General features: G+C 39.6%; 13 protein-coding genes. 11 read left to right on the top strand and 2 right to left on the bottom strand.

Annotated features, from left to right (window positions below):
• Nucleotides 1–70: 70 nt before the first annotated feature.
• Complete coding sequence (locus RMY27_RS27315; protein ID WP_322667995.1) at nucleotides 71–1363, top strand: murein transglycosylase A; 1293 nt, start codon at nucleotides 71–73, stop codon at nucleotides 1361–1363.
• Nucleotides 1364–1499: 136 nt separating this feature from the next.
• On the opposite strand, the gene RMY27_RS27310 is transcribed toward RMY27_RS27315, so the two are convergent.
• Together RMY27_RS27310 and RMY27_RS27305 are read right to left on the bottom strand one after the other, a co-directional pair.
• Nucleotides 1500–1733 (bottom strand): DUF3134 domain-containing protein, encoded by a 234-nt coding sequence (locus RMY27_RS27310; protein ID WP_292745509.1) that lies wholly within the window; start codon nucleotides 1731–1733, stop codon nucleotides 1500–1502.
• Nucleotides 1734–1937: 204 nt separating this feature from the next.
• Nucleotides 1938–2366, bottom strand: a complete 429-nt coding sequence (locus RMY27_RS27305; RefSeq protein WP_322667994.1) for a hypothetical protein — start codon at nucleotides 2364–2366, stop codon at nucleotides 1938–1940.
• A gap of 264 nt (nucleotides 2367–2630) precedes the next feature.
• Between RMY27_RS27305 and RMY27_RS27300 the strand changes: the two genes are divergently transcribed.
• The 10 genes from RMY27_RS27300 (at nucleotide 2631) to RMY27_RS27255 (ending at nucleotide 14780) form a co-directional block, all read left to right on the top strand.
• The gene (locus RMY27_RS27300) at nucleotides 2631–2801 is read left to right on the top strand and encodes a hypothetical protein (RefSeq protein WP_322667993.1); all 171 of its coding nucleotides are present in this window, start codon (nucleotides 2631–2633) and stop codon (nucleotides 2799–2801) included.
• A gap of 769 nt (nucleotides 2802–3570) precedes the next feature.
• Nucleotides 3571–4761: a choice-of-anchor tandem repeat GloVer-containing protein gene (locus tag RMY27_RS27295; protein ID WP_322667992.1), complete on the top strand. Its 1191-nt coding sequence runs from the start codon at nucleotides 3571–3573 to the stop codon at nucleotides 4759–4761.
• 830 nt (nucleotides 4762–5591) lie between these two features.
• A complete protein-coding gene (locus RMY27_RS27290) occupies nucleotides 5592–6212 on the top strand; it encodes a hypothetical protein (RefSeq protein WP_322667991.1) in 621 nt (206 codons plus the stop codon).
• A gap of 14 nt (nucleotides 6213–6226) precedes the next feature.
• Nucleotides 6227–6598, top strand: coding sequence for a hypothetical protein (locus RMY27_RS27285; protein ID WP_322667990.1), 372 nt, complete (start codon nucleotides 6227–6229; stop codon nucleotides 6596–6598).
• Nucleotides 6552–9299 (top strand): hypothetical protein, encoded by a 2748-nt coding sequence (locus RMY27_RS27280; protein ID WP_322667989.1) that lies wholly within the window; start codon nucleotides 6552–6554, stop codon nucleotides 9297–9299. Before RMY27_RS27285 ends, RMY27_RS27280 begins: the two co-directional genes overlap by 47 nt.
• Before the next feature lie 229 nt (nucleotides 9300–9528).
• Entirely contained in the window at nucleotides 9529–10362 is an 834-nt protein-coding gene (locus tag RMY27_RS27275; protein ID WP_322667988.1) for a hypothetical protein, read from the top strand.
• 100 nt (nucleotides 10363–10462) lie between these two features.
• On the top strand, nucleotides 10463–11512 hold the full coding sequence (locus RMY27_RS27270; protein WP_322667987.1) for a hypothetical protein: 1050 nt from the start codon (nucleotides 10463–10465) through the stop codon (nucleotides 11510–11512).
• A 109-nt stretch (nucleotides 11513–11621) separates the two neighbouring features.
• Nucleotides 11622–12443: a hypothetical protein gene (locus RMY27_RS27265; RefSeq protein ID WP_322667986.1), complete on the top strand. Its 822-nt coding sequence runs from the start codon at nucleotides 11622–11624 to the stop codon at nucleotides 12441–12443.
• Nucleotides 12444–12489: 46 nt separating this feature from the next.
• Nucleotides 12490–13182, top strand: a complete 693-nt coding sequence (locus RMY27_RS27260) for a hypothetical protein (protein WP_322667985.1) — start codon at nucleotides 12490–12492, stop codon at nucleotides 13180–13182.
• A gap of 8 nt (nucleotides 13183–13190) precedes the next feature.
• Nucleotides 13191–14780 carry a TrbI/VirB10 family protein gene (locus tag RMY27_RS27255; RefSeq protein WP_322667984.1) on the top strand — a complete coding sequence of 530 codons (1590 nt, stop codon included), beginning with the start codon at nucleotides 13191–13193 and terminating at the stop codon, nucleotides 14778–14780.

Here is a 14780-nt window from a genome sequence, read left to right as displayed (position 1 = left end):
ATGACTTTATTCTTGAAGCTCTTTTCTATGCAGCTTCAATGTAAATTGATATTAAAGATTTTTAGTTTTAATGAAAAAGACACTTACTGGATTAGGAAAGTTTAACAAAATTATCGCCATCAGTTTCCCTGTGATTTTGTCAATTTTACTGGTGCGGATGCAATCTTTGACTGATCGAGAAGTCATTTCACCAGAATGTCAGGTGAAAAAGTGGAATATTCCAGTGTCCTTGACTGCTGAAAATCAAGATGCATTTCCACAAAAGCAAAAATTACCATTAATCCAAAGACTACCAATTACTTGTTGTGAAAGTGATACCTCTTGTTTGGATGAAGTAATTTATGGAAAAATACCAGAGAAAAAGGCACTGATCGGTGCGATCGCTCGCAGTCTCCAATATCTGCAAACAGCTAATGCTGCGACTGCTTATCAAAACTATCCGGTGGCGGGAATTACGCGCGATCGCGTCATCAAAAGCTTGCAAAGATTCCGCGAACTCCTATTAAAAACCAATTCTGCCACAGAATTACATCAAGCCATCGAGCGGGAATTTGTTCTTTACCAGTCAGTCGGTAAAGATAACCAAGGTTCCGTTTTATTCACCGCCTATTATGAGCCACTTTACGCAGCCAGTCGCGTCCCGACAACAGAATATCGCTACCCTGTTTATCGCTTACCCCCTGATTTCAACTCTTGGACTAAGCCTCATCCCACACGCGAGGAGTTAGAAGGAGCAGATGGTTTACAAAGTACAAAAGGGAAATTACGAGGATTAGAGTTGTTTTGGTTTCGCGATCGCCTCGAACCATATTTAGCTCAAATTCAAGGTTCAGCGAAACTTCAGCTTCCCGATGGTACTCAAACCACAATCGGCTATGCGGGTAATACTGCTTATAACTACAAAAGTATTGGGCGAGAATTAATAGATGATGGCAAATTACCGCAAGAAGGTGTAACTATGCCGACTATTCTCGATTATTTCCAAAAGCATCCCCAAGAATTAAATATTTATATTCCGCGCGATCGCAGCTTTGTTTTTTTTCAAGAAAATCACGGAAAGCCAGCTCAAGGTTCGATCAACGTACCATTAACAGCAGAGCGTTCTATTGCTACAGATAAATCTCTCATGCCTCCTGGTGCTTTAGCGTTGATTCGCGCTTCTATTCCCTTTGTTAATCCTACCGGAAAAATGCAGGAGCGCATTATTAGCCGCTATGTTCTTGACCAAGATACCGGAGGTGCAATTAAAGGTGCAGGTAGAGTGGATTATTTTTTAGGTACTGGAAAAATCGCAGGCGATCGCGCTGGTGTGACAGTCAGCAATGGACAATTATTTTATCTCTTACTTAAGTCCAAAAATTAAACACACTCGCATTTTAATACTAAAATTCCCGACTTTTTTAGATAAGTCAGGAATTTTAGGCTTTTGGCGTAAATGAAACACCCCTGACGCAGGAGCGTCATTACGAATTACGAATTACGAATTACGAATTACGCTACTAGGCTTCCAAATCCATTTCACCATCATCATCGTCATGATCGTAAGGGATATCATCAAGGTCTATCATTTCGGAAATTTCTTCTACTTCAGTTAGATACTCAGATTCTTGATGTTCGCGTTCGATTAGACGACCAGTTGACTTCAGCCATTCCAAGAGAATAAATTCATTACTTGTACGAATTACAGGCGCTCGCTGGTTACGAGGTTCTTCACGCAGAGGACTTATAGGCATAAGAAAAACTCACTTTAAACTACAGGTTAGCGTACAAAAACGTCAAAATTGTACATTAGGGTTAAAAGTCTTGTATGACAAGTCTTTTTTCAACAGACAAAATATGACCCATTGAAGTTTTGTCTCAAGTCCATTTAGCTACTTACCATTAAAATGTCACAGTGTCAGTTTTAATAATAAATATTTCAGTGGATGCAATATATATTACAAAGCATTTGGTACCTTAATGAGAGTTTCATACATATCAGAGGGTAATGCAGACAGTCTATTCGCTACAGCGACTGCATCAGCTAAGTTACTAAATTGACACCGGACTATTTCTTGTCCATTTCCTGAAGGGAATCGTTTCCTAGCTTTATTAGATACAGCACAAATAATCGCTAAAGCTTTGGCGAACCCGTCTTTTGTCAATATTCTTTCTTGAGCGAACCCTTCAACAGGGATAAGACAAACCTCAAATCGATAGCCAGGTCTGGGAGAAACAGCTATGTCGATATATGGTTTATCTTCTTTTCTGATTCGGCGTAAATATTTGGCTGTTAAATTAGTGTCATGCAAATCAGTCCCAAGGGCGTAAGTAAAAAAGCAATCTTCTGTGAGGGATTCAGGACGAGTAATTATATCCGTAGGCATAAGTTCTAGTAGTATCGGTATGTTGTCTGCGTGTGTGACACACTATACTTGTCCGTTCTTCTTAGCACATTTTTTGACAGTTAGATGTATCAGTGTCAAGCGAGACATTGAAATACATTTTGACTAAAATTTCATTTTTTGAAATACTTGTGACATTAAACACCTTCAGAATCAAAGGGTGTAGAGATTTAGATTCGGAGAGGGGTCTATATAGTCAGTTACATAACCGAAAATATTTCTCAACATAATAGAATCATAACATAGGTGACGCCAAATCCTGCGATCGCTTCTCCTGACAGCATCGGTGAATCCCTAAAAGCGATCGCGATCGCAAACTATCTAACTATTTATTTATACTCATCTACTTATAAACTGAGTAAGAACCGCTACATTAACGTAATTATGGAGAAGCTTAAATATATTTTGGGAATTTAGAGATGTTTGAAAAACGATTTTTATGGCAATTTTATTTCTTTTTTTAAAGAAAAATCTGAAGCTTTCACTTAATATTTAGTTTTGATTATTAAGACTTTTTAGAGGTTTTAATCAGTAATTAATATACTTTATTAATTACTTGACAAACTGCACACTATTAAAACTTAGTCTGAATTTATAGTTTGCGGCTATTTATCTCAAAGTTGTGGATTTTTCAGCGTTTTTTGTGTTTGTCACGACATCAAAAAAAATAAATAGTGGTTTATGCTACCTAACGAAATCATTAATCGTGCCATGCACGTTATTGACTCAGTGCTACTACGGTTTTCGTAGTGTAGGTAGTAAAAATAGACTTTCTGAGTCCTTTTCAAATAGGGCTATACCAACCAATATTTCCGGCATTTTCTCACTGGTGTTTAAGTTAACAACTTATACCAGTCTTAGATAAAACTGCGCTTAACACATAAGTTAGAGCGTAGTAATATCTCGTAGTTATGGAGTAAAAACCAACACATATGAGATGTTGGAATCTTGGATTGCATTTTTCAAACGCCACTTGCTTCTCCCTTGGAGTCAAAGGAGAGGTCTGGCGTAGCTTGCTTAAACGCAGAAAAGCCGGAAAACCCTTATACATATACATCTGTGGTTTTCAAGCCGAGATGTGTAGCAATCACTTTTCAGATTGGTATTAGCCATGAGTAACAGCGATCGCAAAACCCGTTAGAACGAGCTACGATTCCGTCTCTACTAAACTTTTTTGAGGTATTCAATGAACAAGATTAATCTGTACAAACAACACCAGACCAAAAATCAGGTATTGATTTTTACTTCTTTGACTGTTTTGGCTTCTTCATTAGTACTACCCTTCCAACAAGCCTTTGCTGCAACATTGACTACTGTTGTAAATTTCAACGGCACCAACGGAGCTAGGCCAGAAGCTGGTGTACTTAAAGGTAACGGTACTGACAACAATCTTTATGGAACTACTTCTGCTGGTGGCACTTCTGGCAAAGGAACTGCATTCAAGTTAACTCCTACTGCTTACACTACTCTGACTACACTGATAAACTTCACTGGAACCTCTGGAACCAACAAAGGGACTAATCCAGTTGCTAGATTATTCCAAGCAGCCGATGGCAATTTATATGGGGCAACCTTTGTAGGTGGTACAAGTGACCTCGGTAGTGTGTTTAAGTTGGCAAAAACAGCTTTTACAACCCTGACAACTCTTGCAAATTTCACAGGTACTAATGGGGCTAACCCAGCAGGCCGACTGATTACAGGTACTGATGGCAATTTGTGGGGGACAAGCTCTACAGGTGGGGCCAATAATAAAGGAACTATATTCAAGGTTTCGCCTACTACCGGGGCACTCACCACTGTCGCAACCTTTAGCGGTACTAATGGAGCAAATCCATTAGCAAGATTGCAACTGGCTAGTGATGGAAACTACTATGGCACTACCTCTACCGGGGGAGCAAGTGGTAACGGAGTTGTGTACAAGTTAACTCCCGCAGGAGTACTGACTCCATATAGCTTTAGTGGTGCTAATGGGGCAAATTCGCAGTCTGCATTAATTGAATCTGGTGGATTCCTCTACGGCACTTCTAAACTGGGTGGAGCCAACAATAAAGGAGCTGTATTCAGGGTTCCACTCGGTGGCGGTACACCCGTTTTAGTTGCTAGTTTTAATGGCACCAATGGGGCCAACCCAACGGCTGCACTCATCAAAGCAAGCAATGGTAACTTCTATGGCACAGCTTCTGCTGGTGGGGCAAATAACAAAGGAGTTATCTATCAGCTGACTGGGGCAACCATCACTGGCTTGATTAGTTTCAATGGCACTAATGGGGCAACGCCAGAGTCCACGCTAATTCAACTCTCGAATGGTGATTTTTACGGTACTGCCTCCTTTGGCGGTACTTCTAATCTAGGAACTGTGTTTAAGTTTGTAATCTAGTTCCAAATCTAATCGGCGTGTAGAAAATGGTAAAACGTACATTTGAACGTCTACCATTTTTCTACAATCGATCTAAACTTTTCAAGACAGGTTATTTGAATTTCGGTGACTCAATAAGCTAACGCCCCTACATATTGCACTATTTTCCGTGTAGACCGTAATTAGTCATTAGACCTCTTGCAAAAATATATTTTTGCACTCTTAGGGAAAAGGGTGCATGTTAAAGGGAAAGGATTTTGAGTTTTTTACCCTTTTCCCCTTCCCCTTTACCCCAACAAATGCCAAGAAGTCTATTAGTCATTTGTGTTTACCAATTGGACTTTGGACAAATGACTTAGGACAACCTCACCAGTTGATGTGCAATCTTATTTGCGTAACAGCTTACTGTTTCATATCATGTTCGCTCTGAAGAAGCCTAAAGAGCCAAAACTATGCTTGGTCTGCCCTAAGAGCAAGTCTACGGTCTACATACAAGTCTGAAATATTTATAGTAGCTCGCTCAGATACTTGTGAGGTAAAAAAAGTCAAGGCTTTGAAGTTGGTTGCTTGAGGCTATCTGTATGAGAAGATTGATACAATTCTCAAAGTCGAGAGGACTATACCAGTTCAATCTCGATATTTGCAATCCAGCTTTTTAAATCAGAGAAATTTGGTTTTAGATAAATCTTAATATCATGTTAACTTAACTTTAGAATACTGATGTAGAATATAGAACTTTACTACAGGTTTATAATTTAATTAGTAATGAATGATGTTAAAGCATGTTGAATTGGATTAGTTGTAAAATTAGATACAAGGATTGGTTATAGTACACATAGGAAAATTAGCAAATGTTTAGACAAAGTTCTCACGAGAGAAACTTTTTCAAAGCTTTAATTGGTAGTGCGGCGAAAGAATCTCACAAGGTAAGACAGGCATTTAAATCCTGTCTGACCATTCTGCTTGAATCTGTACCTTTTTTGATTGCTTGTGCTGTATTGGTTAGCGTAATCAGCCTCAAAAGTCCTATACTGGTGTTTTGTTTACTTGTTGGTAGTTTAATTGCAGTCATCACCCAGCAAATTGGCCAGCAAGTGAATTTACCAAGGCGATCGCTAATATTATTACAAATTTTAGCAGCAGCGATCGTTCTGAGTTTATATTGGTTAGACTGGTTTGCAGCCCCTGCACAAGCTCAATTTTTTGGGAAAGCTGAAGACTTTTTCAAAAACAGCTTCCGTGGTTCAGCAACCACTGGTGGTGATAGCAACACAGCAATAAGTTTGATATTTAATGTGTTGCGGGCAATTTACTTACTCTATATTGCAATCTCCCTAGTTGGTGTGATTAACGCAGTGCGTAAAGATGAAGATTGGCAAAGTATCGCCAGAACTCCCCTATTAGTGGTTGTTGCTGTTACCGTTGCTGATGTACTTACAGGCTTTGTAATTGGCCCTAGCCCTAATAGATAATTTAGATATTTCAAATGTCTCAAGAGCGGGAACAAGAATTTCGTCCAGTCAATCAAGTTCTGGGAAGCCAACCTTCACTAGGGCCAATTCCTGCCGATCAAATTCTTCCTTGGACAGTAATTGCCTTAGCCTCCTATTTTATTATCAATGGAATTTTTGGGGGGATTTTCCAAGAAGAATTTCAAAAATGGTTGTGGACAATACTAATGACTGGTTGGGGAATCGGAACTTGGTGGATTTTAACTGGTGGTAGGAGTTGGAGTTTTTTAAGCAAATTTATTGGCGTTCCCGCTTGGACAAGAGGCTTTGCTCGTTATCAAAGCTTATTGGAAGTTAACCATGAAGCAAAAAATCGGAAAACAAAGCGTCGGCATCGCCGGAAATGAAAGTAGATTAACGCCATTTGAAGATGCCTTGCACTTGGCGACAATGCTGCGCGTTGCAATGAATGGACGTGATATTGGCGCTTACCTGTTGACAAAAGGTACTCAAAAAGATCGGTTCTGCTTTGTTTTTGGTTTTGATTGTAAGGGAATTCATACCACCTTAAGACCTGAACAAATTGATACACTTTTTAATAACATTGAAGCCGGATTAAAAGATATTCCTAGCGGTGAAAGGATGACGCTACACTTGGGTTCTTTTAGTTCAGACAAAGAACGCCAAAAAGAGTTAGCAACATTAATCAGAAATGCATCATCGCGAGATATCAAATATTTGTTGATGGCGGAGAGAGCCAGAATTAAAGAATTGACTATTTCTGGGATTCGTAAACCTAAATTTTTACGGATTTATGTGACTTACACCATTGAATCTAACTCGCAACATGCAGATGATTGGATAGAAAAGCTTTTAGTCAAAGCTGAATCCTGGTGGTTGAAATTTAAAGGCGATCTTTTAGAAGTAGAAAATCAACGTATTGAAACCCTGATTACAAATGCTTACAATCAGGGCTTTCTCCGCTGGGAACAAATCTTATCTAACAAAATGGGATTGGATGTCAAACCTTTGACTGCTGATGAACTCTGGGGGGAAATCTGGAAAAGGTTTAATGAGACGCAGCCAATAGCTATTCCCCAGTTAATGACTTTAGATGAAGAAGGATTACACGAACAAGTCAATTCAGATTTAGCGAGTACTAAATTACTTCTAGACAATATCCACGGCACAACTTTGCTGATGGAATCTAGTGTACCTTGTGCCGATCGCCGCTGGGTTAATGTTAATAATCGCTATATTGGCGCATTGTCATTTCTCGAAAAACCCGGCGGTTGGACTAATAAATCGGCTCAACTGCGCTATTTATGGGAACTGTTGGCCAGAGAAACAGTAGTAGATACAGAAATTTTTTGTGAGTTGACTGCTGCAAATCCAGCAGTGGTAAAAACTACTCTGCAACGAGTGCTGAAGCAGTCAAACATGACAACAATCATGGCTCAAGAAAAAAGTAAAACGATTGATGTCAACGCTCAATTAAAGTTGAAGAAGTCGGTAGCAGCACAAGAGCAGTTATTTGAAGGTGCAGTCCCGATTTATACGAGTGTTGCTATATTAGTGCATCGTCCAACTTTAGAAAAATTAGATGAGGCGACAAGATATATTGAAAACTGTTTTCAACGTCCAGCCAGAGTAATTAGGGAAAGTGAATATGCCTGGAAAATTTGGCTGCAAACTCTACCAATAGTTTGGGAGGGTTTATTGGCAACACCTTTCAACCGTCGCCAGCTATATTTAACCAGTGAAGTTCCGGGATTAATGCCTCTAGTTTTAAGTAAAAAAGGTGACAAACAAGGCTTTGAGTTGATTGCTGAAGAAGGTGGAACACCCATACATTTAGATTTATTTAATCAGCACAAAAACTTAGCTTTGTTTGCGACAACTCGTGCTGGTAAATCGGTGTTGGTGTCAGGGATTTTAACTCAGGCTTTAGCGCATGGGATTCCAGTTGTGGCCTTAGATTTCCCTAAACCTGATGGGACATCTACTTTCACTGACTACACAGAGTTTATGGAGAGGAATGGAGCCTATTTTGATATTTCCAAACAATCGAATAACTTATTTGAACAGCCAGATTTACGATCGCTAGAAGCAGAACAACAGCGCGATCGCTTTAACGATTATACCGCCTTCCTGGAATCAGCGTTAATGACAATGGTTTTAGGATCGTCGACTGAAAGTCAAATTTTATCGCAAACCGTGCGATCGCTGCTCAACTTGGCTCTCGAAGCCTTTTTTAGAGATGAGGGCATCAAAGAGCGATATCGACAGGCGATGGAGGGAGGATTTGGCACTCTTGCTTGGCAGAAAACCCCCACTTTAAAAGATTTTCTGTTTTTCTGCTCGCCAGAACACTTACAGCTAAGTTCTTTAACTGGCAGAGTCGAAGACGCTCTGAGTCAAATTCAGTTGCGCTTACGTTTTTGGCTTTCTAGCCGCGTGGGACAAGCGATTTCTGCACCATCCAGCTTTCCTACCGATGCACAACTTTTAGTTTTTGCTCTCAGAAACTTATCAGATAGTGAAGATGCAGCCGTACTCTCCTTGAGTGCTTATTCAGCCGCACTCCGACGCGCATTAGGTAGTCCGGCTTCCATATTCTTTATCGACGAAGCACCAATTTTGTTTGAGTTCGAGCAAATTTCTGATTTAGTTGGTAGAATTTGTGCGAACGGCGCTAAAGCCGGTATCAGAGTCATCTTATCAGGACAAGATCCTGACACCATTGCTAAATCTAAAGCTGCATCAAAAATATTGCAAAACCTGACAACACGATTGATTGGACGCATTCAGCCAGTTGCAGTGGATAGTTTTGCAGATATCTTGAAATATCCCCGCCAAGTTATTTCTCGTAATGCCTCAGAAAGCTTTTTTCCCCGGAAAGAAGGCGTTTATAGCCAATGGTTATTAGATGATAACGGTATTTATACATTCTGCCGTTACTATCCAGGTTACGAACAATTGGCAGCAGTTGCTAATAACCCTTACGAACAAACTGCACGTAGCCAAATGATGCAAGTTCACAGTGATAAATATGAAGCAATTTCTGCGTTTGCACGTCAATTAGTGGCCACTCTGCGTAGTAGTTAATACTAAGTCAAAGAAGTTTAGATTTTAGATTTCCGATAGCGTAACATTAGTGATTTACCGATGTCTTTTAGATTTACTGCACCCACTCTTTGGTTGCAGCTTAGGGATTTGAGAATAGCGTCGAGGTTTTAACCGAAAAGCTAATTCTATTATCCAAAATCAACACAGATCAAAAGCTAAATTGTTATCTCACTATATAATGTAGTTTACCTTTTTTAGGCACAGATATATGCGAAAAACTACCATTTTTACTTTTACCTTGCTATCATCCCTGGCAATACTACCAGCAGTAGCACAAGTTCAGACGAGCGGATTAGGTCAGGTTTGGAGTGACTTTCAATCCTATTCCAAAGATATGCAAGATTACTTTCAATATAATAATTTGAATGATACCTTAAACCCTTTAGAAGAAGGTCAGAGTCGAATTGCTATTGAGAATGCCAAGGGAGATTTGAAGATACCTAACCCCGTTGCTGCGGGACAAAAAATTCGTGATGATTCAATCAACTATTCTTATAATTCAGATGCTAAATCCAGTCGCTTTGAAAATAATGCAGCAGTGCGGGGAAATTTAGTTAGTAATGAACTCAATCGTATAATTACCCGTGGAGTAGCGGTAGGTGTTCTCGGCAAAAATGGACAAATTAGGACAAAAACTAAGTTAGAAAATACTGAGAAATCTCTGGAAGATATTGAGGGTTTTGCTCAGGAAATACAGGAGAATAATAATACATTTCTCGGTCGGATTCAGGAAGGTATTAATGTAGGTGGAAAAACCGATCAAACAGTAAAAGCTATTTCTGGATTGGCAGACTTGCTAGGTGTTAGTCAAGTGCAAATGATGAGAATTCAACAGGAACAAATAAAAATTGTAGCTGAAACATTTGGTCAGACATTACAAAATAATCAGGCTTTGCAATACTCTAACTTAAACTTAGCAAACATTTCTCAGCAAGCGGAAGAGGCGAATCGCGCTCGCCGAGTAGAAACATCTACAGAAGCGTCGCGACTTTTACGAGCGACTTCTCAACTAGATTTGTTTGGCAGAAACGTTAATAAGTAGGATTTTCATAAAACAACTCTAAACTTCTAGACAACTTTTAAAATACTTTAACTTCTGACAAACCAACAGGAAATCTAAAAAAACAGCCCATAAACTCAAAATGCAAGTTGCTATTAAACTAATATTTGCCCAAGTAGGCATCGATCAGATTCTCGATACTGGTGCCGCAACTTCCCAAAGTATTGCCGAAGGTTGGGACAAACAATGGCTGGATTTATTACAAAATAACACCAGTAATAACTTGTATGGAGCGCTGACAAATCTGGGTATTTTTTTTGCTGTAGGAACGTTGTTATTTTTTATGATACAATTCCTCAAAGACTTAATATCCTACGAATACAGCCGTCCCATATCAGCTTTAATTTGGCCTTTTATTGTGGTCGTACTCTTAAGTAATTCAGGCAATGGAAGTATACTGTCTAATCTGACGCTGGGACTGCGGAATTTTTTAAACACTGTGAATCAGCAAGTAGTGGTATCAGCAGATGCAGATAAAATGTATCAGCAAGCATTGAATATGAGTGTTGCTGAGGAAGTAGCTGGTTCTTTTCTACGTCCTTGTCAATCTCTTACTGGCGAACAACAAAGTCAATGTTTTGTGAAAGCTTCCGAAAAAGTTAACGTTCTCTGGCAGAAATATAGAGATACTTATGGAAATAAAAGCTGGATAAATAGACTACAAACTAAGGTAGATAACATCAGATATGGCACTGGTATTGTATCAGAAACCTCTTTTAATTCTCTGTTAGGTTCTACAGTCCAAACAAGCATCAAAAACTTTTTAGTTTCCTTACAATATGCCTTCCAGAATTTGATAGAAGCTACGATGTTATTAATAGCAGCTTTAGGGCCAATAGCAGTAGGTGGATCTTTACTACCTGTAGCTGGCAAACCCATTTTTGCATGGCTGACTGGATTTCTATCTATTGGAATCGCCAAAATTTCATTCAATATTATTGCTGTGCTGACTGCCGCAGTGATTGTCAATGGCCCAGGTCAAAATGCTAATGTAGATCCAGATTTAATGTGGTTCATAATTTTTCTGGGGATTTTAGCACCAATTTTATCTTTACTTGTGGCTGCTGCTGGTGGTTTTGCAGTCTTCAGCGCAATCAGCAGTACGGCTTCTTTAGTAAAGGAGAGAATATAGAAAATTAAAAATTAAAAATGAATAATATTGTTGCAAGTGTTGTAAATAGTAATTATATGCGAAACACCATAATATAATATCTGAAGTTTTTGCAGCAGGAGGTGAGAAAATGGTGCGTTTACTAGAAAGAAGACAAAGAACAGGAAGTGTTTTGACATTTTTTGCGATCGCAACTTTCAGTTTACATATATTAGTTTTATTTTTATTCTTATTACAAGGGCTAAATATTCGCCAACTCAGTTTGAGAAAACCTCCTAACTTTGTGCAATTAATCAATGGTAAACCAGTAGCTAATATTGATGATTTAGCAAGAGAACCAGAAGCAATTCGCCAATTTATCAGCAAAACGATGATATCAATGTTTAGCTGGTCTGGAACCTTACCACCACAAAACATTGAAGAAGTCGCAAGCCCCAAACCAGATTTAGGAATACTGATTAACACACCTCAAGGTGGTAGCCAAAAAATTAGTACCAGCACTTGGGTAGCTAGTTTTGCCCTATCAGAAGACTTTCGTAAAGGTTTCTTAAGCACAGTTGCAGAAATGACACCGCCAGAAGTTTTCTCGGAAAATCCCAACCAAGCGATGACTTCACAACTAGTAATTAAGAGAGTTTATCCGCCAAAACAAATTGCGCTAGGGAAGTGGCAAGTGGGTATGGTAGCCGACTTAGTTCAAAAAAATCGAGTTGGTGGTGCAAAACTTATAACTCCTTTTAATAAAGATTTCCTTGTACGTGCATCAGATTATTTCGCTAATCCCCAAGCCGACAATAGCACCGACTTGCAAAAAGCAATTTATAGTGTCCGCACTGATAGACTAGAAATTTATGAAATTCGTAACTTATGTTTGCTAGATGACTACAACTCGAACACAGATAAATCAAAACAATGCGGAACTGGACAAACATCTGATAGTTTTATCAGATAATCACTTTTTTATGTGAAGATAATTCAATTTATACGATTAATTATTAATGCAATTACTCAAGCCAGAAAATAAAAAAAATAGCCCCTTACCGTTGTTAGCAGTAGGAACCTTTGGGTTACATCTATTTACCTTGCTGTTACTAATATTTCATGGGTCTATGTTACAACAGTTAGGTCGACAACTCACTCCTCAAAGTTTAGTGCAACTTGTTGATGGTCATGCTATAACGGTAGACCCCCAACCCAATTTAGAGCGGCAACCAGAGACAATTCGGCGCTTTGTGGGTGAAACTATGAGTTTAATGCTTACCTGGTCACAACAACAGCCACCAACACAAGTCTGGGAAATTACTTCCCAACTGGTAGCTGATGATTTTAAAGAAAAAGTTAAGGCAGAAATTACTAATTTAAATCCAGATAGCCAATTTGAAAATGTTAATAGAGGAGCGGAGAACGTCTTAGTAATCCAAAAAGTTTCTCAACCGAAAGAAATAAGTAATGGCAAGTGGAAAGTAGAGATACTTGCCAATCAATTAATTTTTAACAGTTATGATAAATTAGGAAAATCGGTTTCCTTTAATAAACAAATTTTAGTTAGAGCAATAGATCAACCTGTAACTTCACTACCAAATGCAGCATTACCATCGCAGTTTGCAGTTTATCGCCTTGGAGAATCTAGATTAGAAATTTATAATATATGTGAAATTAAAGATAATAATTGTTCTGGAAATCCAAACTAGGCTCTACCATGACCCGATACTCAATTCCTGCCCAAACGCCTCCCCAAAATGGATTTACTCTAACTACCGACGATCACCAACCAGAAGTAGAATCTGTAGATTGGGAATCGCGGATGTCAAGGTTGGTTGGCTTTGAAGAAGAATCTTCTTCTAGTGATACCCAAGGATTGGAAGACTCTGCAACGCCATCAGAGCCGCTTTCTCAACCGCAAGAAGTTCAGACTAAGCAAGCACTCTCATCTAATCCCTTTGCAAAGTTAGGCTTGGTAGGGGCTGCTACCTTAGCGATCGTTTTGGTAGGTGGTGTGTTTTTGTCTCAGTTGATGAGTGGCAGCAATCAAAAGCCAAAAACTATTGTTTCTCCACCAGTGCAAGAGCAGCCTACTGATGAATCTATCTCTCAACAGATGCAAGCCCAAGTAGATACTCTCAAAACGAAATTAGCCCTGACTGAACAAGCACAGATGGTGAAAGCTGCCCAACAACAGCTGAGAATTGCCAAATCAACGCCGACAGTAGCCTTACAACAACCGTCAGTTAGACAGAAAGTGATCCCAACACCCCCACCAACACCTTACGTCCCTCGGACAGTGACAGTTGAGCGCGTCATTAGAGTACCTGCTTCTCAACCTTCGCGATCGCCTCAGCTACCAGTTGTGAACCCCACTCAACCAGTAGTTAATGTAACTCCACCACCTCCACCAAGCCCATTTGCAGAGTGGGCAAGGTTAGCAAAGTTAGGTAGCTATGGTCAAGTCAATCCTAGCAATCAACCGACTAGTAACATAGCTACTTTGGAACCTGCAAACAATGCGCAGGCGCAGCAAGAGGAAACCCCACAACCGGAAAATTCTGCTGTCAGTCAAGCCCAACCGCAGGGACAGAAATCTGTAGCAGTTGGGAGTAGTGCCAAAGCTGTGTTGGCGACAGCAATCTTTGGAGAAACTACTAATAGATCGGGCGGTGGTGGTGATGCAGAAGAAGCGAAAAACGTATTTGTGATCCGATTGAAAGAACCATTAAAATCTACCGATGGTGCGATCGCTCTACCCGCAAACACCGAATTCCTAGCTGAAATTGGTTCGCTTTCCGAACAAGGTCTTTTGCAGATGAACGTAGTCAAAGTTATCTCGCAAAATAATGGCAACCCCACAGAACGAAGCTTACCCAACAATGCAATTATTCTTCGCGGTACCGAAGGTAAACCTTTAATCGCAAATAAATATCCCGGTCAAAGTTCGTCTATAGCCTCGATGGATGCAGGACTATTTGTTTTGGGAGGTATTGCTAAAGCAGCAGAGTTAGTAAATCGTCCTGATACTAGAACCGTGTATCGAGAAGTTCCCGTTGATAATGACAATGACGGCGATAGTGAAAATAACGACAACAACCCTAACCGTGGTTATTATGCTACTGAGACTGAGAATAAACGCGACCTTGCAGCCGGAATTCTAGAAGGTGGTATGAACACTGTAGTACCCCAAATTGCCCAACGCAATCAACAGGCGATCGCCCAAATGTCTCAACAAGGTGGTGTTTGGTTTTTGCCAGCAGGCACAAATATTGAAATATATGTTAATCAACCAACTCAATTTTAA

The organism is Nostoc sp. DedQUE09, from assembly GCF_034530915.1.
In the GTDB taxonomy this organism is placed as follows: Bacteria; Cyanobacteriota; Cyanobacteriia; order Cyanobacteriales; family Nostocaceae; genus Nostoc.
The sequence above is the reverse complement of the archived record's forward strand: the minus strand, read 5'-3'. Positions and strand labels throughout refer to the sequence as shown.